The sequence below is a fragment of the Acinetobacter piscicola genome, from assembly GCF_002233755.1.
Taxonomy (GTDB): domain Bacteria; phylum Pseudomonadota; class Gammaproteobacteria; order Pseudomonadales; family Moraxellaceae; genus Acinetobacter; species Acinetobacter piscicola.
The window spans coordinates 1-25891 of sequence record NZ_NIFO01000033.1; the positions used below are offsets into that span (position 1 = coordinate 1).

Below are 25891 nucleotides of genomic sequence, written 5' to 3' on the forward strand. Positions count from 1 at the left end.
AATTCTACAGTTCCAACGACACCAGCTGCTGACAATACAGCGCCACAACTACAAAGCGTAGAAGTCAATCCAGCAGGTCAATTGGTGTTCCACTACAACGAAGCTTTAGATGGAATTAATACAGCGTCAGTAAGGAACTTCAACATCACCATTAACGGGCAAACAGTTACAGCCAGTGGTGTAACGGTAGTCGGCAATGACTTATTCCTCAGCTTTGTTCCAACAATTGGAATAGGACAAAGCGTCAGTTATAGCTACACCGATCCAAGTCCGAATAACGATACATCCGCAATTCAAGATACAGCAGGCAACGATGCTGCGAGTATCCCATTAACTACTTTACTAACAGGTGATAACCACTCGAACGTTGATAGCACAGCGCCAATACTACAAAGCGTAGAAGTGAATACAGCAGGGCAATTGGTATTCCACTACAACGAAGCTTTGGATGGTGTGAATCTACCGAATACGAGTCATTTCACAGTAACGGTTAATGGTCAAACTGTTACGCCAAGCAGTATTAGTGTGACAGGAAGTGATGTATTCCTCAGCTTTATTCCAGCAATTGGAATAGGGCAAAGCGTGAGTTATAGCTACACCGATCCATTGCCAAATAACGATGTATCAGTGATTCAAGATACAGCAGGCAACGATGCTGCGAGTATCCCATTAACTACTTTACTAACAGGTGATAACCATTCAACGGTAGATGTGACTGCGCCACAACTACAAAGTGTCGAAGTCAATTCAGTAGGTCAATTGGTATTCCACTACAACGAAGCCTTAGACGCCAATAACACAGCATTAGCTAGTCATTTCAACATCACCATTAACGGGCAAACAGTTACGCCAAGCAGTATCAGTGTGACAGGCAACGATGTCTTCCTGAGCTTTGTTCCAGCGATTGGAATAGGGCAAAGCGTGAGTTATCGCTACACCGATCCAAGTCCAAATAACGATACATCCGCAATTCAGGATACAGCAGGTAATGATGCTGTGAGTATCCCATTAACCACTTTATCGGGAGGTGATAACCACTCAAATGTTGATAGCACAGCACCACAACTACAAAGTGTAGAAGTGAATACAGCAGGACAATTGGTGTTCCATTACAACGAAGCCTTGGATGCTAATAACACAGCATTAGCTAGTCATTTCAACATTACTATTAATGGACAAACTGTAACAGCCAATGGTGTGACAGTAGTCGATAACGATGTCTTCCTGAGCTTTGTTCCAGCAATTGGAGTAGGACAAAGCGTGAGTTATAGCTACACCGATCCAAGTCCAAATAACGATGTTTCTGCAATTCAGGATGTTGCGGGTAATGATGCAAATAGCATTGCACAGACCACTTTACCAGCAGGTGACAACCACTCGAATGTTGATATTACAGCGCCACAACTACAAAGTGTAGAAGTGAATACAGTTGGGCAACTGGTATTCCACTACAACGAAGCTTTGGATGGTGTGAATCTACCGAATACGAGTCATTTCACAGTAACGGTTAATGGTCAAACTGTTACGCCAAGCAGTATTAGTGTGACAGGAAGTGATGTTTTACTCAGCTTCGTTCCAGCAATTGGAATAGGGCAAAGCGTGAGTTATAGCTACACCGATCCAAGTCCGAATAATGATGTTTCTGCAATTCAGGATACAGCAGGCAATGATGCTGTGAGTATCCCATTAACCACTTTGCCGGGAGGTGATAACCACTCGAATGTTGATGTCACAGCACCACAACTACAAAGTGTAGAAGTGAATACAATTGGGCAATTGGTGTTCCATTACAACGAAGCCTTGGATGCTAATAACACAGCATTAGCTAGTCATTTCAACATTACTATTAATGGACAAACTGTAACAGCCAATGGTGTGACAGTAGTCGATAACGATGTCTTCCTGAGCTTTGTTCCAGCAATTGGAATAGGACAAAGTGTAAGTTATAGCTACACCGATCCAAGTCTAAATAACGACTCATCAGTGATTCAAGATGTTGCGGGCAACGATGCTGCGAGTATCCCATTAACCACTTTGCCGGGAGGTGACAACCACTCAAATGTTGATAGCACAGCACCACAACTACAAAGTGTAGAAGTGAATCCAGCAGGCCAATTGGTATTCCACTACAACGAAGCCTTGGATGCTAATAACACAGCATTAGCTAGTCATTTCAACATTACTATTAATGGTCAGCTTGTTAGTCCAAATACAATTACGATCTCAGGCAACGATGTTTTCCTGAGCTTTGTTCCAGCGATTGGAATAGGACAAAGTGTAAGTTATAGCTACACCGATCCAAGTCCAAATAACGATACATCTGCAATCCAAGATACAGCAGGCAATGATGCAAACAGTATTCCATTAACAACTTTACCAGCAGGTGATAACCACTCGAATGTTGATGTTACGCCACCGCCTGCACCGATTATTTTAGGGGCGGAAGATAATGTAGGAACATTTGGTAATATTTATTCAGGTGGTTTGACGGATGATTCAACCCCAACCATATATGGTGTTGCAGAAGCAAACAGTATAGTCACCGTTTTTGTGAATAGTCTTGAGGTAGGTACTGCAATTGCAGATGGTTCAGGCCGTTGGAGTTATGAACCAACATTAATCAATCCGACGTTTAGGAGTGTTCAGGGTTCTAATTTTCAAATTACGGCAACAGCAACAGATGCTTCACATAATGTTAGCCCTGTAAGTAACATTTTTGATATAGGCACTTATCAAGCCAGTACCACTCAAAATCCGATCACAGCACTGAAAGAAGGTAGCTTATTAGGTTTAGTGGGGCTTGATGCCCTTGGACTTATTCAATTAGATAATCAGCCCATAGCTGCTTATGATGTGAATAATGATTTAAAGAAAGTCATATTAAAAACCAGCGCACTTTTGGATTTAGCGGGCATATTTGGTCCTAGTTGGGAGTATTCTCAAGCTGTAGCAGATATTTTGGGATTAAGTGTTAAGCCTGTGAATACTGGAATATTAGGGTTAGTAGCCGTTACGTCAGCATTAGAAATTACTGCTAAAGATGGTGGAACAATTGATAATTCTGCGATTATGGAGTTTTTTGCCACAGTTTATGATCCTAAATTATTAGGTTTAACAAATATTAGTTTGTTGGGAAGCTTGACATTAGAAGCATGGGATTCTAGATATACGAATGATTTTAATAAAGATACGAGTAATCAAATCATTGGTTATAGTAAAAATAGCTTATCAACACTAGCAGATGTTAATTTATTAGGGTCAACAAAAATTCCTACATATGACCAACTTTCTGAGTTTGATCAACATCTTGCTGTTTCTAATGTGCGCGTTTACGGAACAACTGGAAATGACACAATTCAAGGTGGTGCATTTAATGATATTTTGCGTGGGGGCGATGGTGTTGACACTTTGAAAGGCAATGCGGGTAATGATTGGTTAGAGGGTGGTAAAGATAATGACTTTTTAACGGGTGGGATTGGTTCAGATACAGCCATTTATCATTTACTGGTCGCAAATGACGCAACAGGTGGAAATGGGACAGATACTTGGACCGATTTTCATAAAGGAAATGTGATAACCGACACTGAAGCAGATAAAATTGATATCACTGAATTACTTGAGAACTCGGCAAATATCGGAAATATCCAACAATATGTATCGGTGACTTATGATGCTTTAAAAGATCAAACAGTGCTTCAAATAGATCGTGATGGTTCAGGTGCGGCTTATGCAAAGAGTGATCTTTTGATTTTAGAGCATGTAAATACAACACTTGAAGAATTACTTCAAAATCAGCAAATTATTTTCTAATGATTCAATTCAAAATAAAGCCTTAAGCTTGCTTAGGGCTTTTTATTGCGACTTAGCACAGAATTACAAGCTATAATCTAAAGGTATTTTATTTGAATATTTAATTTTGATTATGACTTTTACACTAACAACAGAAATGACTTACGAAGAAGAGATTAAAAAAAGTCGATTTCAAGCGATTGCAGCACCTGTAGAAAATGAACAGCAAGTAAAAGAATTTTTAGAAAAGCATTTAGATGTATCGACAACACACCAGTGTTGGGCTTGGAAAATAGGACATAATGTTCGATTTAATGATGATGGTGAACCTTCTGGAACAGCAGGCAGGCCTATTTTAGCAACTATTGAAGGCAATGAACTCACCAATACAATTGTTTTAGTCAATCGATGGTATGGTGGAATTAAGCTTGGCACAGGTGGTTTAGTTCGAGCATATGGAGGCTGTGCAGGACAATGTTTATTATTGGTCGAAAAAATTGAGCAAATTGAAAAAAAAGCAGTTTATTTTCAATGTCAGTTTAATGAGTGGGCAATTTTTCAATATGAGTTGAATTCCCAACACATTGAATACACAGAGCAATACACAGCACAAGGTGTTGCTGTTGAAGCCATGTTACAAATTCATCAAATAGAGCCCCTTAAACTGAAAATTCAAGATGTCACACGTGGGCGAGAGCAACTCAAAGTATTGGAAGAAAATAATGCTTGAACAAGATCCATTGCTCAAATATAGAGAACAACATAAACATCGACTGAATTATATGCCATGGCTATATTATTCATTAAAACCCAAGAACAGACTTTGGGCAGAACAATGGCAAAAAGAATATCAAGATTATTTGATGGCGATGGAAACCGTTGAAATTGGCAAGAATTGCTTTATCTCACCATTAGCCCATATTTTTGCTGAACCTGGTCGTAAGATTGTGATTGGTGACAATACCTTTATTGCCGCTGATTGTACCTTGCATGGACCTTTGCAAATAGGTAATGAGGTGGCAATCAATCATCATTGTATTTTGGATGGTGGTCGAGTAGGGATTAAGTTACATGATCAAGTACGAATAGCCGCTTATTGTCATCTTTATGCTTTTGATCATGGTATGGATTTAGATCAACCCATTTATCAGCAAGCTGTGACATCAAAAGGTATTGAAATTGCTCAGGATGTTTGGTTAGGGGCGCACGTTGGTGTTAAAGATGGTGTGGAAATTGCTGCACATGCTGTAGTCGGTATGAACAGTATGGTGACCAAAAATGTTGCTGAACGAGAGATAGTCGTCGGTAATCCTGCAAGATTTGTTCGATATCGTGAGTAACTGCACAATATGTACAAATACATCATTAAATTACGGAATTTATTACATAATACTGTCCAAATTAATAAAAACTTATGCTAATTTAAAATGAAGAGACCCAAAGCTGTAAAGCTAAAGCGAGGTTATGATGAACAGAGTAGTGGCTTGTATCGACTCTTCTCCATGCATTAATGCAGTCGCAGAAGCAGCGGCGTGGATTGCTCAAGAAACTGGTCGTGAATTGGTGTTACTACAAGTATTAGACTATTACCCAGCGAGTTATCATCTTGGGGAAATTAGTGGGGTAATCGGTTTTGAAAGTAATGCAATGCTGTTAAAAGAGCTTGCAGAATTAGAGCAAAAACAAAGCGAGCTTGCTTTGGATTATAGTAATAATTTACTTAAACATATTTCTGAACATATTCAACAAAAATACGGTATTCAGGCAAGCCAAATACAGGAAAAAGGAGATTTCCTTGAACAAAGCTTTAGCCAATTAGATATTGATGATATCGCAGTGATTGGAAAAGTTGGTGAACGTTCTGCCGAAAAAAATAAGACACTTGGTAGTAATGTCGAAAACTTTATTCGGGGGACAAAAAGCTCAGTACTCACTGTAGGAGAAACTTTTAAGCCACCTACACGTTTTATTTTTGCTTATGAGCTTTCGGAAGCTTGCCAGAAGATGTTAAAACGGGTTGAAAAAAGTGATCTACTTCGATTATTACAATGTCACTTGGTCTATGTTGGCGATCATCCTGAAATACTCAATGAACCGACACAGCGCTTAAAAGATGCAGGTTTGGATGTGGTGGTGGAGTATCGTTATGGTGATGTTGCAGAGAATATTTTGGAATACCAAGATCAGCATCAAATTCAATTAATTGTACTCGGTGCTTTCAGCCACAGTAAAATTCATCAATTTTTCTTAGGAAGTGTAACCACGACTATTTTCCGTAACTCGTCAGTTCCGCTACTGGTTGCAAAATAAGTTTTGAGTGCGTTTAAGTACGAAAATAATAGGTGATTAGTTAAATAATTACTGTGATTTTATTCACGAAATATGTATGCCACGTCTTTTAAAATACGTGGCATTTTTTATCAGAAAAATTGAAAAAAATGCTGTGAAATCTTGCAATTTAAAATGCAATAGCTTTTTTTGAAGGGATGAATTTAATTGATTAAAAAACGAACTGTTATTAAAAATATCATATATTCATATGTTTAATTGGTAATACATGAGTTATCCACAATTCTACAAACAAGTTCAGGGGATAACTCGGTGTATTGATGATGCTGGCTAAAAATGCCAAATCATATTGTCAAACAAAAAAATCCTCTAGAAGGATAGAGGATTTTTTAGATGAAAAATATTTTATTTTACAATGGCGATTGCAAAACCATCATGACCTTTACTACCGACAGTTTGTAGGGCAGTGCACGATAAAATTTTTGGGTGATTCTGCATGGCTTTATACATATCACGAATTCCTTCAATACTTGGCTTTTGATTTTCAGGATCAAGAATATCGCCAGCACGAATCACATTGTCCAAAACGATCACTGTACCTGAGTGTGATAGTCTTAGACTTAACTCCAAATATTCTGGATAACTTTGTTTATCGGCATCAACAAAAATAAAATCGAAAGGTTCAGTATTTTCAGGTAAGGCATTTAGAATATCAGCCGCACGTCCAACTTTAAGTTCTACAGTTTGTGGAAGTTGAGCATTATCAATATTTTCTTGCCCTAAAGCGGCATGGGTGTCTCGGCCTTCTATGGTTAGAATATAACCATCTTGAGGCAATGCACGTGCTAACCACATGGTGCTATAAGCAGCAAATGTCCCTAATTCCAAAACACGTTTACATTTATTCATTTGAATAAGCATTTGTAAAAGCATGCCTTGGTTTGCGGCAACAGCAAGGTGATCTGGAAAACCTTTATCCTCAGTATTTTTGAGCGTTTGAGTCAAAATTGGGTCTTCAGGGATTAAATGTGATTCGATGTAACTATCGATGTCTGACCACATTTGTTGCATGTTGTACCGCCTCATTAGAGTCACTGGGTTTGTGTAATGTGCATTTTAATGGTTTATACGTAGAGTGCAATTTTAACCGAAACTTTTGGGTAATATTTGAGCATTATCTTCGTTAAATATTTATATCAAAATTGAATTGAAAAATTATTTGATCAGTGTTGAAATTTTTTCTCAAAGTTAAGTGACAAATAAAAAGAGATCTTTCGATCTCTTTTGCATTGCAAAGTACTGGTTTAGATTAATGCTAGTCATTTAAGCATTTTTAATCCTCCCCCTTGCGGAGCATGCTCCTCACCTTTGCAAAAGGAGGGAGTATCTTGGATTCAATACCGCATTGAATTCCTTGCACAGCAATGCTGTTCATCCCCTCTTTTGCCTTGCACCATATATGGCTCAGGGTTAGGGGAGATTTATCAATCAGTAATAATAAAATTAAAATTAACTGATCAGCATTACTGATTCAAATGGTATTTAGAAATTACACATCGAACTATTACGTGTTAAATCTGGCCCCCAAGTACGGTAGCCTTGTGTATCAATATGAATCTGACCAGAAGCGTATAAACCCAGTCCCATATTTAAGCTTTGACCATACTGCGACCAGAATTGACAGAGTTTAAATTTAGTATTTTCAATATATGCATAATCTTCAGGTTGCGGATATTCAGGTCCAATACGGAAATCGATTGCCGAATTAAATAAATGGCGTGAAGAACTTGCACCACCTGCACATTGGTTTAAAGGTAAATCACGATAGACCGATGTCACTGTGAAATCTGTGAGCACTCTTGATGCGACTAAATATTTGAACACTTTTAAAGTCGGTAATTGATTGCGCCAAATTTCTTCACTTGGAATCATATATTCAGACTTACCACACTTGTCCCAATCACGAGCAGTTTTAAACAGTTCAAAACTTGGAATGATATTTCCAACATTATTCTGCTCAAGAAAACGCTCATAATCACGTGCACGTGACTGATTTGAACCATTCATAAGCCAGTTACGGTATGAGTTGGGCATCACTTTTGGTGGAATAGCACGTTCAATCGTAATTTTTTCCTGAGGGATATAAATTCGATGACCATGAGGTGTACTAATCGTTAGACTTTTTTGGGGAGAAGACGTACAAGCAGTCAAAAGCGTTGCAAAAAAACTGACTGTAAGCAGACCTTTTAGAATATTTTTCATTCTCAATATTAGCTAAAGAAGGTAAGGCGCTATTCTAGACTAGTTTGAATCGCGCAATATGGATAAATTGCAAATAAATGTACAATTTGTTTATTCAAATGAAAAAAGACCAGCTTAAGCTGATCTTTAGGGTCTGTTGACATTTCATAAATGGCTTGCGTTGTAGGCTAAAATTGAGCAGACGAGGAATGAAACGAAGAGAATAGCGAGACTATTTTCAAGTTTCATAACGAAGGCTGAGATAATTTTAACCACAACCCTTCGGGACTAGAGTGTTTTTTGACGCTACGTTGTTGTGAACTACTCATTTAGAATGACTAAATTTTGTATTTCACGCCTAGTATCGCCTAAAAAACACTCATAGTCGCAATCATAGACGAATTGTCAACAGACCCTAATCTAGAAAACTTACTTTTCTAAGTATTGTAATTTATCAGGTTTACCATTCCACTCTTCACGATCTGCAGGTTGATCGCCAATTTGAGTAATGTTAGGCCATTTTTGAGCCAAGTCAGCATTTAATTCAATAAATACTTCTTGACCTTCTGGTAGCTCATCTTCAGAAAAAATTGCATTTGCAGGACATTCTGGTTCACAAAGTGCACAGTCAATACATTCATCTGGGCTAATAACAAGGAAATTCGGACCTTCATAAAAACAGTCAACAGGACATACTTCTACGCAGTCTTGGTATTTACACTTGATACAATTTTCAGTGACAACAAAGGTCATGGCGTCAGCTACCTAAAAATACGGTTCTAATTAATAATGGTGTATTTTAGGCAAAAAGTACCCCAACTAACAATTGCTTTTATTGATATTTATTATATGCAGGACTGCTAATTTTGATAAAAAGAGAATAAACAGACTGTTTTTTACTCAAAAAGTCAAAAGCCCGACTTATTTATCGAGCTTTTCACTTTTTTGAATAAGGCTAGAACAATAAAAACTAAGGTTGTTTTAAAAGTTCTTTAAGTGCATACAGTTGAGCAAGCGCTTCACGAGGGGTTAAATCATCCACATCAATAACGGATAATGCGTCTAAAACAGGTGATACTTTTTCAACTTCAATGACTGTTTCAATAACTTCAATTTCAGCCTCAAAAACTTCAGATTCTGCAAATAAATCATTTTGGACAATGTTTATAGGTTGCTGCTGTTGTTTTTCTAAAATTTTTAAACGCTTTTGTGCTTCTTTAATCACACTTGCAGGAATACCCGCAAGTTTAGCCACTTGTAAACCATGACTCTGACTTGCAGGGCCGTGTTGTACTTTATGCAAAAGAATTAAATTACCATTCAGTTCTTTTGCTGTGACGTGATAGTTATCAATTGCTGATTCTTTAGCGAGTTCTGTAAGCTCAAAGTAATGCGTTGCAAAAAGACATAGACATTTTATTCGTTTGGTTAAATCAAGCACACATGCCCATGCTAGAGATAAGCCATCGTAAGTACTGGTACCACGACCGACTTCATCCATTAACACTAAAGATTGATTGGTGGCATGATGCAAAATTTGCGATGTTTCAGTCATTTCCACCATAAACGTTGATTTGCCAGTAGACAAATCATCGGCAGAACCAATACGTGTGAAAATACGATCAATTGGACCTAACTTTGCAGCTTTAGCAGGTATGAAACTACCACAGTAAGCGAGCAGACTAATCAATGCCGTTTGACGCATAAATGTCGATTTACCCCCCATGTTAGGGCCAGTGATAATCGCCATACGATGATTAAAATCAAGTAATGTATCATTGGGTGTATAAGGTGCTTTGTTTAAAGCTTCAACGACTGGATGACGCCCAGCTGTAATTTTGATACCAATTTCAGGACTATATTCAGGACGGTGCCAGCTATGCAAACGTGCTTGATGGGCAAAATTACATAACATATCAATATACGAAATCGAAGCACTCATCATCTGTAAATTGGCAATATCTGCTTTTAATTCATCGAGTAACATTTCAAATAACAGTTTTTCACGTGCTAGGGCACGAGACTCACTCGACAAGACTTTATCTTCAAAAGATTTCAGTTCAGGTGTGATATAGCGTTCAGCATTTTTCAGCGTTTGACGGCGAATATAATGGTCAGGCGCTTGTTCTGCTTGAGCACGTGTTAATTCAATATAATAACCACTGACACGGTTATAGCCGATTTTTAAAGTATTGATTCCTGTGGCTTCACGTTCTTGTATTTCCAAATCAATCAGAAATTGTCCTGCATGATCTCGAATTTTACGTAGTTCATCCAACTCAGCATCAAAACCTTCAGCAATCACATTGCCATCCCGAAGAAGTACAGGAGGATGTTCAACAATGGCTGACATTAAACGTTGATGTAGGCCATTAAAATCACCGAGTTCATCATTTAATTGCGTAATAAAACCTGATTTTTTAGTATTGAGAATAGGCTGAATTGCATGACGAAGGAATGGAATTTGTGCACAGGCTTGGCGTAATTGGACTAAATCACGAGGACGAGCACTTCCAAGAGCGACACGACTCAATACACGTTCAATATCGCCAATTTCTTTTAATACCAATCTTACAGGGGACTCATGATAACCCTGTAAAAATGCATCAATCGCATCTAAGCGAGCATCAAGAAGCTGCGTATCACGGATGGGTTGCATCAATGTGCGGGCAAGTAAACGGCCACCCATTGCAGTTTGGCAATCATTAATTAAATTGAACAAAGAAGTACCATGTTCAAACAATGGATCAATTATTTCTAAATTACGACGAGTGACTGGGTCTAACGCAATAAAATCTGAGCTTTGTTCTAATTTGATCGAACGAATATGCGGTAAAGCGGTTTTTTGAGTTTCTTTGGCATAATGAATCAGTGATGCAGCAGCAGCTTTTGCTAAAGGTAAATGATCAATCCCAAAACCAGAGAGCGTGGCAACAGCAAATTGATCACATAAAGTTTTTTGTGCATTATTTAAATTGAAATCAACATTTGGGCGCTTAGTAATCGGACAGTCGATTTGTTTTTTTATTGATTCAATAATATTGGGATCGATAATATCTTCATCAATGAGAAGCTCACTTGGCATTAAACGAGCCAATTCAATTGCAAGGTTTTCGACATTAAATTCTTGTTGCTGTACTTTAAAAATACCTGCACTTAAGTCCAATAAAGCGATACCGATCTGATTTTGTTGGAAACACAATGCAACCAGATTAGAACTTTGCGTTGCTGTTAATAACGCATCATCGGTCAAAGTACCTGGGGTGATGATTCGAACAACACCACGTTCTACAGGGGCTTTACCCGTAACTTCACCAATTTGTTCACAGATAACAACGGTTTCACCCTTTTTAACCAAACGCGCTAAATATCCTTCAGCGGCATGATAGGGTACACCTGCCATGGGAATAGGTTCGCCACTGGCTTTGCCTCGATGAGTAAGAGTAATACCCAATAATTTTGCGGCTTTTTTTGCATCATTAAAAAAGAGTTCGTAAAAATCACCCATTCGATAAAACATTAATGCGTGTGGATGCTGCATTTTAATTTTTAAATATTGTTGCATCATGGGCGTATGAGAGGAGAGATCAGCCATTATTTCTGTGTTATTCATGTATGTTAAAACCTTAAATTTAAACAATAAATAGGGTAATTAAAAAATTTGGCTGTCTAACCAATTCAAGCACTTTTTTGCAAATCTGACCAATCTAAGAAAAAGCATACGTTTGAGAATACTTTTTATATATCAAAATTGAGTTAATACTGTATGAGCAATCAATTTGATTCCTTACGGTTTGCCATCTTAACAAATTGAGACTGATTCACAAAAAAGAATTCTAACAGGAATGAGGAAATAAGCAGCGAAAGGAAGAAGTCGCTTAATCAGCGTGTGCTAGGTAATCAGTTTCCGTAAATGTAGAACACATACTGATGATTTTTTTTCAACACAACTCTATGAATCTAAAAATATTTTAAATTAAACATTTCATTATTTTTGAATCGGTTATTTTTAAATTTTATACTATAGGGTACTATACTATAAAATTTGAATGGATAAGATTTATGCCAAATCAAGTTGAAGACAAAAAAAAGATACTTCTCCGTGTTAAACGCATTATCGGGCAAGCTCAAGCGATTGAAAATGCATTAGAAGACGGTGTGGAATGTGGAGCAATTCTGCAACAAATATGTTCTGTGCGTGGCGCGATCAATGGTCTAATGAATGAAATGTTAGAAGTTCATTTAAAAGACACCTTGGTATCAGGTGAAACCACAGAACAACAACGAAGTGAAGAACTGAATGAAATAGCCAAGATTCTTAAGTCATATTTAAAATAAGTTTTTATTAGGAGAAATTCTATGAAATCACGTGCTGCAGTTGCATTTGGTCCCGGTGAACCGCTTAAAATTGTTGAAGTAGATGTTGAGCCGCCTAAAAAAGGCGAAGTTTTAATTAAAATCTCGCATACAGGCGTATGCCATACCGATGCTTTTACGTTGTCTGGTAGTGACCCTGAAGGCGTGTTTCCAGTCATTCTAGGGCATGAAGGTGCAGGTGTTGTTGTAGAAGTTGGTGAAGGTGTAACCAGTGTCAAAGCTGGTGATCATGTAATTCCACTTTATACAGCTGAGTGTGGAGAATGTTTATTCTGTAAATCTGGTAAAACCAATCTTTGCGTTGCAGTTCGTGAAACTCAGGGTAAAGGTTTAATGCCAGACGGTACAACACGTTTTTCTTATAATGGTCAACCCATTTATCACTATATGGGTTGTTCGACCTTTAGTGAATACACGGTAGTTGCAGAAGTTTCATTGGCGAAAATCAACCCTGAAGCGAACCCAGAGCATGTATGTTTGTTGGGTTGTGGCGTAACGACTGGTATTGGTGCAGTACATAACACAGCAAAAGTACAAGAAGGTGATAGTGTTGCAGTCTTTGGTTTAGGTGGTATTGGACTTGCTGTTATTCAAGGTGCACGACAAGCAAAAGCAGGGCGTATTATTGCAATTGATACCAATCCTGAGAAGTTTGTACTTGCGAAAGAATTTGGTGCAACGGATTTTTTAAATCCTAAAGATTACGATAAACCGATTCAAAACTTTATTGTTGAAATGACGGGTTGGGGTGTAGACCATTCTTTTGAATGCATTGGCAATGTAAATGTAATGCGTTCAGCACTTGAATGTGCTCATCGTGGTTGGGGTCAGTCTGTGATTATTGGCGTTGCAGGGGCTGGTCAGGAAATTTCGACTCGACCATTTCAGCTTGTTACTGGACGTAAATGGTTAGGTTCAGCTTTTGGTGGAGTAAAAGGGCGTTCGCAACTTCCGGGTATGGTTGAGGATGCAATGCAAGGAAAAATTCAGCTTGAGCCATTTGTAACACATACCATGGACTTAGAAAAAATCAATGAAGCGTTTGATTTAATGCATGAAGGTAAATCTATTCGTACAGTGATTCATTACGAGTAATCTGTGTTAAATAGTTATGGCGCATGATTGTAATAATCATGGAAAATTGAGAATAGGACAGTCATCCTTTCTTTGCGAAAAGCGTTTAAAAATGTATTCGTGAAGGAAAAGAGGGTGTCCTATTCTTTAACTTTATAGAAGAATTAGTTGTTCATTTTTAAATGCTTAAAGTTATATATAGTAACCAATGGTTATTGCTAATAAGTTTTTTATTAATAGACAGAAGTAAATGGCATGATACATCTAAAGATTTGATTTTAAAACGTGGCGAGCCTTTGTTTTATTGTCAGTTTGATGGTTTTGATCCATCACGCACCGTGAAATTAGTTCAAGCAGAAAAGACACCTGAACTTTTACAATATATGGAACAGATTTCAGGTGTGGTGAATTATGTTCATCAGACTTTTTCACTTTTTAATGAACTTGAGAAAAAAACCAAATTTTATTTTAAAGGTAAAAAATTATAATTAGGTTTCTTATGACTATATTAAATGAAGATTATCGAAATAATATATGGGTTGTTATTGCTTTTATTATTATCGTTGTTATTTATCTGTATGTTATTTCGGATAATAAGGTTGAGGATATTAAATATGAGGAGGAAGAAGTATGTGGTTTTTTTGAATCTTTAAATAAATACCCTAGAGGTGGTGGGCGTACTACTTATATTTTAATGCTTAATTTAGAAAAATATGATTCTGTTGTATATTATAATGTCAATATTAATAAATACGATGAAAGTTCAAAGGTGAATTATGGATTATTGAAAGAGGGTGTAAAATTTTGTTTTTTAATAAAAAAGCCTAAAGGTGAAAACAAGTGGAATTCTAATTTTAGAATTCTAGATATTTTAAAAAATTAATAAGGTTGATTAAACATGAGTGAAACGAAAAAATTGGGATTCTTGGGTAATTCGACAGAATTTATAATTACGGTTTCAAGTGCCATTAATAATTTTATAGATTTAGGTAATGCTATTAATAATAATGCTGATCTTAGAATGAAAGGTGCAGAAAATAGCGCTATTTTGAAAAGCAATGCTACTGTAACTGCAAGTTTCATTAAATGCTTATCCGATCTTGCTAGTTTAGCAAAGTTAGTTGATAACCCAAATATTATTGGTGCTTCTGCTTATTTAGCAACACTAGTAGATAATGCTATTGACTTATTGGAAAAGGAGGGTTTAGTTCAATTATCAACATTAGGTGTGGTGAATTATGTCACACAGACTTTTTCGCTGTTTAGTGAGATGGAAAAGGTAAGCCAAAAAATTATTGATTTCTCAAAAGGAAAATAAGTGAATTTAAAATACTATATTATTATTTTTTATATATTTCAAATAATAAGTGCATTTTTTTGGGATGATTTAGTACTTTTTGTTTTTATTTTTTCTTTTATTTCACTATTGTTTTTTTTGGGAGTAAAAATAAAAACTAAAATAGAGTTATATTTTTTTAATTCTTTTCTAATTTTCTTATTTTTTATTTATATGTCACCTCCTATTTTTTATAAAAATGATAAGAGTTTTTCAGGTGGCTATGTGGTAACTGATAGCTCATACCTAAATAGAAGTAATAATCCTTTTTATATTGAAAATAAATATATATTACAGGATGTAAGTCTAAGTAATAAGGTTGTTGTAAGTTGCTCTTTATTTTTTGATAAATGTAATTTGAATGCTACGCATGATGAAGTACTTGTAAACTATGTTTATTCTTGTTCAAGAATACATTGTTATAATTATATTTATATGGTAAAAGGAGGTGGGGTGGATTTGGGTTATGTTTTTTTTAAAAATAAATATGAAAGCCAAATAAATATAATAAATAAATTCATGTTTTTTTATTTATTAATTGATTTAATTTTTTTAACTTTATTTGTTGTAAAATATTGGAGAATTGAAAAATGAATACTAAAATAGTATCACTAGATTTGTGCATGAGTTATTAAAATATTTTGAAAATCAAGAGAAAGCGCAAGAGTTGATGGAGTATTACAAATTATTTAAGACATTAAAATAATTATGACGATGTGAAAAGGAGGTTCTATGGCTACAGAAAATGAAGGTCCAAATTATATAATGGCTTTTTTAATAATTTTAATATTTATATTTGGTCGAAATTATGTATATAAAGAGAAGGCGATAAAATTATCAAAAGATCCGAAAAATATAATAGAAGGTTGTTTATTTTTGGAGAGAAAATATTCAAAAGCGAATGGTACGCCAATGTACGATGTTAATATTGATGGTAAGGTTTATACGCTGATGTATACTACAATATATGATTTTCCAATTAGGAATAAAATTTAAGTAAGGATGTATTTTGTTATAAAGTTAAATATATTAAAGTGAAAATTTTATTTATGGAGAAAAGGTATCTTTATGATCTTTAATGTATGTTTAAGCCTTGTGGTTGATACTTTGTTAAAGTGGGATTTTTTTTGTATGGAGAAAAAAGAAAAATCAGTCTTTGTGAATGTTTTAAGTATAATGCCTTAATTTTTTTATCATTTTTTATTGATGCGAAGAAAGTACGGTAGAAACAGTTGTTTAAATATTGAGTAGTAAAAGATAATAATATTTTTTAACAATGAGTAAAATTTTGAAGGAGTAATTGGCGAAGTGGATGATATTAAATTAAGAAAATATTTTTTATTTTATTTGTTGTTTTTGTTGTTATTTATTATCGTTTATTTTGTTAGAGAAAATTTTTATGTTGAAATGGCTAAGCAATATGCAAAAAATAAGAATAATATTGTTAACGGTTGTTTGATTTTAAAGAAAAATTTTTCTGATAAAAATAGTTTTATGGATTATGAAGTGGAGGTGGGTGGGAATAGTTTTATATTAAGACATGCTGTGATAAAGGAGTTTCCATTTGCACACAAATATTATTATTTTAAACAGGAACTGGGTGATGATAACGTTTGCTATAGGATTGATTATGTGAAGGTGAATTTTTTATTTCTAGAGAGAATTTACATTTATGATTTAATTTGATTTTTAATTAAAGTGGAGTTGTTTTTATGGAGAAAAAAGAAAAATCAGCCTTGAGTGAAAATTTTAAATGTAATCTCTTAATTGTTTTTATCATTTTTATTGGGTTTCCTTTTTATTTGTATAGTATTGTGAATAAGAAAAGTGAAAATATTGTATATCAAGAAGAAGATGTATGTGGCTATGTTATAAGGTTAAATAGTCGATATCAAGGTAAAGGTGTGATTTACCACACAGTTGATCTTAGATTGGATAAATATGGGTTTGTTTCTTATGATACTGATGCGTACTTTAAAGATAGTCGCTTTAATTTAGATTTCTCTAAGCTAAAAAAAGATCAAGAGATATGTTTTCTAATAAGAAAACCAATGAATATTAAAATTTGGAATAATCATTTTTCAATAGTTGGTGTTTTAGGCTTAAGTGATTGAAATATTTTTAATTATAAAAAGAGTGTGTAATGGATCTCTATCAGAAAAGAGTTTTTTAATCGGAGAAGGTTTTTTATTTATCTTTTCTTATTTTTAAAAGGGGTGGTCTATAAAGAATACGAACATGGAAACTTTAGATTTGGAGAAATCTGTTATTTAGGATATGAATCTAGGTCTGGAAAATCCTCAGATACTTGTGCTTCTACGAGTATTTACTATTTTTCTATTGATGGTTTGAAAGTACACATTCAGTTAGACCTTACTCATCCTTCAAACACCAATTTCCAAAATTTATTCAAAAAATGAATAAAAAGTGTTATGAGACAGAATATATAGAAGTAAAAATTTTATTTTATAAACAGAGACGCATGTACCAAGTTTATTTTGAATGAAGTTATAGTCAAAGCGATATGATTGGAAAGCACAAAATGCGCTCATTTCTTCAACTCTGCATTAGCATAGTAAAAATTTAAAAAGATTGATTTCAAAAGGTTTGATGTTAAAAATAGACTTCTTAAAAATTTAAATTAATGGCTATATGTATTTTGAAAAACAAGTAAAATTCACATAAAATATTTAAAATCATAAGTATAAATTTAAATACTCGTTACATTTTTTAACAAGTATTTTTAATTTTAAGTAAAAAAAGCACATTTCTAGGCTATATTGTAACAATCATAAAAGTTACGAAAAACAACAATGCATATCCATTTTACGGTTGAAGACCGTGATCATGTAGAGGGGACAGGACCAATCCAAGTTGGTTGGTTTCTAACAGATGATAAGGCTGCAATTCTTTTTGAAGCGCCTTATCGTATGCGTTCGCAATCTCAAACGAAGCATGCAAAATCAGCCAGTCGTTGCCCAGCGGTACTTCAACTTGAAAGCCGATATTTTGTGATTAATTGCCCGTTTGATTTTCATCTTCGCTTTGATCGTGATAACACAGGTAAACCAACCTTAATCAATGTACTTGGTGATGCTTCGCCAGTTCGTGGCAATAAACTACGTGAATTGCTGACTTTGGTGAATGAAAATGAATGGCGTACTCCGAATGTGCCGATTCTTCAGCTTAAACTTCCTTATTGTTTCATTGCAGATGAAGTGGTGTATATCACTCAGTTAGATGCATTTGGACATTACAGAAAAAATCCTTTACCGGGGACGATTTTTGGTGGTCGTTTCCCGATTCATATTTGGCCTAGACCATTGATGTGGGCGTTTGAATGGCATGACACTTCTAAGGATTTGGTTTTAAAACGTGGTGAGCCTTTGTTTTATTGTCAGTTTGATGGTTTTGATCCATCACGAACCGTGAAATTAGTTCAAGCAGAAAAGACTCCTGAACTTATGCAGTATATGGAACAGATTTCGGGGGTGGTGAATTATGTGAATCAGACTTTTTTATTATTTGGCGAAGTTGATAAAATTAGGCCAAATAGTTTGTTAAGTAAGAAATAACTTTAATTATGAGTTAAGATTGTTTTTTAATTTATTTTTTGATGATGATATTTTAATGTAAATAATATGGATGTTGAAATGATAAATCGTTTTAGTAATTTCATCGTGTTTATTTCAATTATGGTGGTGATTAGTATTTTTTCTATAGGTGGAGATTTTGTTTTTGAGGAAAAAGCAAAAAAAATGGCGGAAAAGAAATATTTTACTGTTGGGTGTTTGTCTTTAAATAAAATTTATTTTTATAAAAATATTGTTGAGAATTATGATGTTAATATTGATGGTGAGGTTTATAATTATTTAGATATTATGATTTCTGGCTTTCCATTTACTGATAAGAGTTACTTTTTTTTTAAAAATATAAAAAAAGATGTTAAGTGTTATTCCGTTAAATATGTTGAGGTTGATCTTTTATTTTATAAAAGAAGGTATATTTATGATTTTAACTAATTTTAATTTATTTATTTTATGAGAGAGTTTTGTTATGGCGAAAATTGGTGATGTTAATAAAAATTCGAATGAATATTTTGAAATTTTTAGAGATGCAGAGTTTTCGGATTTAGATGATGCAGTTAGTTTTCTTAATAATATGTGGTCAAGCATAAATAATATTAAAGGATCTAATGAAATAGAAGCCCAAACATCATTGTTACTTTTGGTGACGGATTTTATTGGAATGGTCTCTAAAAAAGCTAATATTTTAAACCAAGGACTTCAATTTGAAGAAGTTTTTAGAAGGATTTTAAGAAACTCAGAAACTTTATCAAAACAAATTGATTTAACAAAAAATCCGACAGGACTTGTTGATAAAGTAGTTGTTGTAGATTTGGTTACAGATATAACATTTATTTCTGGATTAATAACTAGTGTTTTAAAGTGGAATCCTGTTGGTACTGGTCTTAATGTAATATCTTTATTTTTTGGTGCTGTCAGCAATAATATGGGATCAGGCTATATTCAGAATGAAAAGATCCATAGGGATGATATTTTAAACTTTATTGGGCGAAGTGCAATAGATGTAATTTCTAAGTGGTCTGAAGTAGTAGCACCTATAACTAGCACATTATTAAGTTTTATGCCTGATGATTTAAACCCATGGTCTGAAATTACTATTGATTTAATTGGAAATGGTATTGATAATAATATTGTTGGTGATGAAGGCAGAAAATATAATATATGGGGACATGAAGGAAATGATACTTTAAAAGGTGGGAAATTTAATGATTATATTGATGGTGGCGTAGGAGATGATTCCTTGTATGGAGGCGCTGGAAATGATGTATTAATTGGTAGTGATGGTAGTGATGAGCTATATGGTGGTGGTAATGATGATGTGCTTATAGTAAGTAAATTTGAATTTGGTAAATCAACAGAAATTAATGTTAATAATTTAGATCAAGTTGCAAATAAAGCATTTGGTGGAAGTGGTAGTGACACTATTTATGGTGGCAATGGTGATGACGAACTTTATGCAGGTGATGAAACTAACGACCAAAATGATGCTGGAACAACCAACAAAGTTTATGGTTTAGGTGGCAATGATGAATTGGTTGGTGGGGCTGGTACGGACTTTTTATATGGCGGACAAGGCGAGGACCGATTATACGGTGGCGATGGTGGTGATAACCTTTATTTAGCACATGATAGTAGCCCCGATAAAATTGCACTTGATACTTCTAACAACTTTGCAGAAGGTGGTGCAGGCAATGATACAATCCATGGTAGTGATGGTAGTGATGGTAGAGATATTATTTTTACTGCGGAGGATGGAAAAGGTTCCATTGATGAAGGTACTACCAACTATGCTTGGGGATATAAAGGAAACGATATACTAAAAGGTGGTAATGGAAAGGACTTTATATATGGCGGCGAAGATAAAGATTACCTACATGGTGGTATTGGAGATGACAAACTCTACGGTGGGGAAAATGGTGACTTCTTATATGGAGAAGAAGGTAATGATGAGCTGTACGCTGGACGAAATAAAGATGATCCACTAGATACAGAAAATAACTTTTTATATGGCGGCCAAGGTGACGATAAGCTTTTTGGTGGGAAGGGTTATGATATTTTAGAAGGCGGTGAAGGGTTTGATACATATAAAGCTTACTATAAAACCTTAGTCAAAGATGAAGATGGAAGTGGAATACTTTACTATAACAATAAAAATTTACTTGGCGCAGAAATGCGTTACAAATCAGAGAGTTTATCTCCACCACCTACGCTAGATTTTAGTTCAAAAGGATATGATATCAATAATAAGTCAACGGAAGGTGGTAGGTTATCCAAAATAGCAGAAGGGAAAAACTGGGTAAGATATATTGTTTTAGGTGACATCAATTTTAAATATAAAGAATTAACGACAGAAGATTTAGATACAAGAAGTAAAACCGATACAGATTTAGGAGTAAGGTTTTATGTAACTGTTTATAAAGATAATGCAGAGCCACCACCACCTATTTATCCAAAACCACAACCGCCTTTAACTCCTCCACCAACACCGCCAACCAAATATGATCCTTTAGTTTTGGATTTAAATCATGATGGTAAAATAAGTACAACACCATTAGGGACAGATATTTATTTCGATTTAGATGGAAATAGTTTTGCTGAAAAGACTTCATGGGTACAAGCAACGGATGGTTTTGTTGCACTTGATTTAAATGAAAATGGCAAAATTGATAATGGAAAGGAATTATTTGGAACGGATACTATATTGCCCGATGGTAGTAAAGCAAGTGACGGTTTCAAAGCCTTAGAACAATACGATTTAAATAAAGACGGTCTCATTAATGGTAGTGATATTATCTTTCAAAAACTGAAAATATGGAAAGATACGAACCAAGATGGTATTTCGCAAAGTAATGAATTATTTAGTTTGTCGAATTTGGGTATAACCTCAATATCACTCAATAACCAGTTAATTAATGCGACAGATGATAATAATGTTATTCATACGAACAAAGGAAGTTTTACTCAAACAGTAACAGAAAATGGTGCTACTCAGATAAAAAGTGGTTTAGCGGAAACTTTACTTTTTGAAGTAAATACATCCGAAACAATCTGGCAGAATCCAAATGAAACATCTGAAAATATTGATATAGATATTTCAGAACTTCCAGACTTCCCAGGATATGGTTCTGCGACATCTTTACATAATGCAATGCAACTAGATTTGACAGGAAAACTCAAAGAGCTTGTAAGTTCATTTGCTGAGACATCATCAGACCAGCAGATATTATTAGCTCATCAAATTTTATATTTTTGGACAAATAATAAAATTTCGACAGCTACAAATGTAGCTAATATTTCAAGTCATGAAAAATTTGAAATTGTAAAAGTATTATATGGAAAAGAGCTTGAGTGGAAAAACTGGAACCCAGGAAATGTTAATGACTTGGATGGATATTTCCAAAAAATACTATCAAGTGCATATGTTCAGCTACTGAGTCAAACCGTTAAACAAGACTGGATGGACTTAATTGTATTTCAAGAAGAGCGACTGTATGAAGCAACGGATCCTTTCCCGCTAACTCCTCCTACTGGACAAGGAGGTGCGCATATTCATTCAGATCCAAAAATTTATGCAACAACTTGGGATAGTCTTAAACCAAGTAAGCAGTATGTAAATATTTTTGATCCATCACAAACAAGAGAAGTGAACTGGATTTTAAAAAATACAATTTGGCATGGAGATTTTAGTCAAGCAATAAAAGGCTTAACCAATTTATTTTTCATGGATTATGAAGTTGGGAAAAATGAAATTGAGCAATTCCAATTCATTGTAAAGGAATTAGATCCAAATTCACCTATTTTGTATAAAGAGCTTATCGATCAATTTACTTTGAGCGCTCAGTCTATTCAGGATGAAAATATACGTGATTTGTTACTAGAATCCATTTTTGTATTAGATGACTCCATCAAAGGCTCAGAAGAAAATGATCAAATAAAATCTTGGGCAGGTGATGACAGTATAAGTAGCTTAGGTGGAGAGGATATCATCTATGCTGGAAATGGTGATGATCGAGTATATGCTGGTGATGGTGCAGATATAATATATGGTGGAGATGATAATGATAATTTATTGGGTGAAAAAGGTGATGATTTATTAAGTGGAGATTTAGGTGGCGACATTCTCTATGGTGGGGAAGGAAATGATATTCTAAACGGCGGTTTAGATGATGATGTACTAGATGGTGGTTCAGGAAGTGATGTTTATAAGTTTAGCTTAGGCGATGGTAAAGATATCATTCGAAGTGCTGATTATGGTACTGAAAAATTAGATAAAGTTTTATTTAATGAAGGAATTAGCCCTGAAAATGTCACGTTGCTGAGGGATGGAAATAGTTTAATTATAAAATACTCAGATAGCGATCAAATAAAAGTAGAAAATTATTTTGATGCTAATGGTGTAACTATTTATAAAATTGATCAAATCATATTTGCAGACCAAACAATTTGGGATGTGGATTACATTAAGAATCAGGTTCTTGTTCCAAGTGATTCAGTTGATATTATCCAAGGCTATAGTAGTAATGATCAATTATCAGGACTAGCAGGTGATGATAAAATTTATGGTAATGCGGGTAATGATACTTTAATTGGTGGTAGCGGCAACGACTATTTGGATGGTGGTTCAGGGGATGACTCTTATATTTTTAGTTTAGGAGATGGTGAGGATACGATACGAAGTGCTGATTACGATACTCATAAATTAGATAAAGTTTTATTTAATGAAGGAATTAGTCCTGAAAATGTCGTATTGTTGAGGGATGGGAATAGCTTAATTATAAAATACTCTGATAGCGATCAAATAAAAGTAGAAAATTATTTTGATGCTAATGGTGTAACTATTTATAAAATTGATCAAATCATATTTGCAGACCAAACAGTTTGGGATGTGGATTACATTAAGAATCAGGTTCTTGTTCCAAGTGATTCAGTTGATATTATCCAAGGCTATAGTAGTAATGATCAATTATCAGGACTAGCAGGTGATGATAAAATTTATGGTAATGCGGGTAATGATACTTTAATTGGTGGTAGCGGCAACGACTATTTGGATGGTGGTTCAGGGGATGACTCTTATATTTTTAGTTTAGGAGATGGTGAGGATACGATACGAAGTGCTGATTACGATACTCATAAATTAGATAAAGTTTTATTTAATGAAGGAATTAGTCCTGAAAATGTCGTATTGTTGAGGGATGGGAATAGCTTAATTATAAAATACTCTGATAGCGATCAAATAAAAGTAGAAAATTATTTTGATGCTAATGGTGTAACTATTTATAAAATTGATCAAATCATATTTGCAGACCAAACAGTTTGGGATGTGGATTACATTAAAAATCAGGTCCTAGTTCCAAGTGATTCAGTTGATATTATCCAAGGCTATAGCACTGATGATCAATTATCAGGACTAGCAGGTGATGATAAAATTTATGCTAATGCAGGTAATGATACTTTAACTGGTGGTATTGGAAATGACTATTTAGATGGTGGTTCGGGAAGTGATACTTATACCTTTAGCTTAGGTGATGGTGAGGATACGATACGAAGCGCTGACTATAATATTTATAAATTAGATACAGTTTCGTTTAATGAAGGCATTATCCCTGAAAATGTAAGCTTATTACGAGTTGAGAATAATTTAATTATAAAATACTCGGATAATGATCAAATAAAAGTAGAGAACTATTTTGATACTAATGGTGTAACTATATATAAAATTGATCAAATTATATTTGCAGACCAAACAGTTTGGGATGTGGATTACATTAAAAATCAGGTCCTTGTTCCAAGTGATTCGGTTGATATTATCCAAGGCTATAGCAGTAATGATCAATTATCAGGACTAGCTGGTGATGATAAAATTTATGGTAATGTGGGTAATGACACAATTACCGGCGGTTTAGGTAATGATCTACTAGAAGGTGGTTCAGGTAATGATACATACCTATTCGGGCCAAATTTCGGCCATGACATTATTGATAATTATGATTATTCAGCTAATCGCCAAGACATTATTCAGTTCACAGATAGTTTGGTTCAAAGTGATTTTACTTATCGTCGAGATAATGATGATTTGATTGTTAAAACACTAGATAGCCAAAATAGCATTACTGTGCGTAATTATTTTTATTCTGATGCAGCTGGAAACCATCAAATAAATCAAATTAAATTTTCCGACAATACTGTATTAAATGTAGAGGCTGTAAAAGCACTCGTACTCATTGGAACAGATGCCTCAGAAACATTTCAATCTTATGCCATAGGAAATGAAATCTTAGCTGGAGCCGGTGATGATGTTCTTTATGGTAAGACTGGTAATGATACTTTCTATGGTGGTGATGGATTAGACACGCTTTATGGTGGATCTGGCAGTGATATTCTGAATGGTAATGAAGGAAATGATCAGTTAAATGGTGGTGAAGATCATGATCAACTTACAGGTGGTTCAGGAGAAGATTCACTAAATGGTGGATCAGGTAATGATACCTATCTATTCGCACCAAATTTCGGTCACGACATTATTGATAATTATGATTATTCAGCTAATCGTCAAGACGTTATTCAGTTCACAGATGGTTTAGTTCAAAGTGATTTTACTTATCGTCGAGATAATAATCACCTGATTATTAAAACGCTTAATGGTGAGAACAGCATTACTGTGCGTTATTATTTTAATGATGATGCGACAGGACATTATCGAATTGATCAAATTAAATTCTCCGACAATACCGTATTAGATGTAGAAGCAGTAAAAGCACTTGTACTGACTGGGACTGATGCCTCTGAAATATTTCAGGCTTATGCTGTAGGGAGTGAAATCTCAGCTGGAGCTGGTGATGATATTCTGTATGGTGAGGTGGGTAACGATACTTTCTATGGTGGTGACGGGCTAGATAAGCTCTATGGTGGATCTGGAGATGATCGCTTAGAAGGTGGAAATGAAGCAGATCAACTTTATGGTAGTGCTGGTAATGATCTGATTAAAGGCGATGCTGGAAATGATTATCTTGAGGGTGGTGAAGGAGATGATCAACTTGATGGTGGCTCAGGAGATGACTCACTAAATGGTGGATCAGGCAATGATATTTATCTGTTTGCGTCAAATTTTGGTCATGACGTTATAGATAATTATGAATATTCAGCTAATCGTCAAGATGTTATTCAGTTCACAGATGGGTGGTGTATCAAAAAGTATGCT

Annotated in this window: 19 protein-coding genes and 1 pseudogene; 16 read left to right on the forward strand and 4 right to left on the reverse strand. The window is 34.8% G+C overall.

Going from position 1 to position 25891, the window contains the following annotated elements:
• The 4 genes from CDA10_RS15655 to CDA10_RS15670 form a co-directional block, all read left to right on the forward strand.
• A partial coding sequence (locus CDA10_RS15655; protein ID WP_089606503.1) for a SwmB domain-containing protein occupies positions 1–3810 on the forward strand: 3810 nt, incomplete at its 5' end.
• A gap of 112 nt (positions 3811–3922) precedes the next feature.
• Positions 3923–4519 (forward strand): IMPACT family protein, encoded by a 597-nt coding sequence (locus CDA10_RS15660; protein ID WP_089606504.1) that lies wholly within the window; start codon positions 3923–3925, stop codon positions 4517–4519.
• Positions 4512–5129 carry an acyltransferase gene (locus tag CDA10_RS15665; protein ID WP_089606505.1) on the forward strand — a complete coding sequence of 206 codons (618 nt, stop codon included), beginning with the start codon at positions 4512–4514 and terminating at the stop codon, positions 5127–5129. Before CDA10_RS15660 ends, CDA10_RS15665 begins: the two co-directional genes overlap by 8 nt.
• Before the next feature lie 127 nt (positions 5130–5256).
• A complete protein-coding gene (locus tag CDA10_RS15670; protein ID WP_089606506.1) occupies positions 5257–6099 on the forward strand; it encodes a universal stress protein in 843 nt (280 codons plus the stop codon).
• A 384-nt stretch (positions 6100–6483) separates the two neighbouring features.
• Here the strand turns inward: CDA10_RS15670 and CDA10_RS15675 are convergent, their stop codons facing one another.
• From CDA10_RS15675 to mutS, 4 genes are all read right to left on the reverse strand, one after another.
• Complete coding sequence (locus tag CDA10_RS15675) at positions 6484–7149, reverse strand: O-methyltransferase (protein ID WP_089606507.1); 666 nt, start codon at positions 7147–7149, stop codon at positions 6484–6486.
• 471 nt (positions 7150–7620) lie between these two features.
• Positions 7621–8340, reverse strand: coding sequence for a D-Ala-D-Ala carboxypeptidase family metallohydrolase (locus CDA10_RS15680; protein ID WP_089606508.1), 720 nt, complete (start codon positions 8338–8340; stop codon positions 7621–7623).
• A 408-nt stretch (positions 8341–8748) separates the two neighbouring features.
• Positions 8749–9072, reverse strand: coding sequence for a ferredoxin FdxA (fdxA, locus tag CDA10_RS15685; protein WP_089606509.1), 324 nt, complete (start codon positions 9070–9072; stop codon positions 8749–8751).
• 217 nt (positions 9073–9289) lie between these two features.
• Positions 9290–11932, reverse strand: a complete 2643-nt coding sequence (mutS, locus tag CDA10_RS15690) for a DNA mismatch repair protein MutS (protein WP_089606510.1) — start codon at positions 11930–11932, stop codon at positions 9290–9292.
• 449 nt (positions 11933–12381) lie between these two features.
• Here mutS and CDA10_RS15695 point away from each other — a divergent pair, with 449 nt between their 5' ends.
• The 12 genes and pseudogenes from CDA10_RS15695 to CDA10_RS15750 form a co-directional block, all read left to right on the forward strand.
• Positions 12382–12657 carry a metal/formaldehyde-sensitive transcriptional repressor gene (locus CDA10_RS15695; protein ID WP_089606511.1) on the forward strand — a complete coding sequence of 92 codons (276 nt, stop codon included), beginning with the start codon at positions 12382–12384 and terminating at the stop codon, positions 12655–12657.
• Positions 12658–12678: 21 nt separating this feature from the next.
• Positions 12679–13791, forward strand: a complete 1113-nt coding sequence (locus tag CDA10_RS15700) for an S-(hydroxymethyl)glutathione dehydrogenase/class III alcohol dehydrogenase (protein WP_089606512.1) — start codon at positions 12679–12681, stop codon at positions 13789–13791.
• Between the two features lie 227 nt (positions 13792–14018).
• Positions 14019–14258: pseudogene (locus tag CDA10_RS15705) on the forward strand (hypothetical protein); the annotation flags it as partial.
• An 11-nt stretch (positions 14259–14269) separates the two neighbouring features.
• Positions 14270–14653, forward strand: coding sequence for a hypothetical protein (locus CDA10_RS15710; RefSeq protein ID WP_089606513.1), 384 nt, complete (start codon positions 14270–14272; stop codon positions 14651–14653).
• A 15-nt stretch (positions 14654–14668) separates the two neighbouring features.
• Positions 14669–15088: a hypothetical protein gene (locus CDA10_RS15715; protein WP_089606514.1), complete on the forward strand. Its 420-nt coding sequence runs from the start codon at positions 14669–14671 to the stop codon at positions 15086–15088.
• The gene (locus tag CDA10_RS15720; RefSeq protein ID WP_089606515.1) at positions 15089–15700 is read left to right on the forward strand and encodes a hypothetical protein; all 612 of its coding nucleotides are present in this window, start codon (positions 15089–15091) and stop codon (positions 15698–15700) included.
• Between the two features lie 138 nt (positions 15701–15838).
• Positions 15839–16102, forward strand: a complete 264-nt coding sequence (locus CDA10_RS15725; RefSeq protein WP_089606516.1) for a hypothetical protein — start codon at positions 15839–15841, stop codon at positions 16100–16102.
• A 312-nt stretch (positions 16103–16414) separates the two neighbouring features.
• Positions 16415–16792, forward strand: a complete 378-nt coding sequence (locus CDA10_RS15730; protein WP_089606517.1) for a hypothetical protein — start codon at positions 16415–16417, stop codon at positions 16790–16792.
• 26 nt (positions 16793–16818) lie between these two features.
• A complete protein-coding gene (locus tag CDA10_RS15735) occupies positions 16819–17220 on the forward strand; it encodes a hypothetical protein (RefSeq protein WP_089606518.1) in 402 nt (133 codons plus the stop codon).
• A gap of 699 nt (positions 17221–17919) precedes the next feature.
• On the forward strand, positions 17920–18681 hold the full coding sequence (locus CDA10_RS15740) for a hypothetical protein (RefSeq protein WP_089606519.1): 762 nt from the start codon (positions 17920–17922) through the stop codon (positions 18679–18681).
• A 78-nt stretch (positions 18682–18759) separates the two neighbouring features.
• Positions 18760–19128, forward strand: coding sequence for a hypothetical protein (locus CDA10_RS15745; RefSeq protein WP_157909366.1), 369 nt, complete (start codon positions 18760–18762; stop codon positions 19126–19128).
• Between the two features lie 34 nt (positions 19129–19162).
• Positions 19163–25891: calcium-binding protein (locus CDA10_RS15750; RefSeq protein ID WP_167374978.1), on the forward strand; the 6729-nt coding region annotated here is incomplete at its 3' end.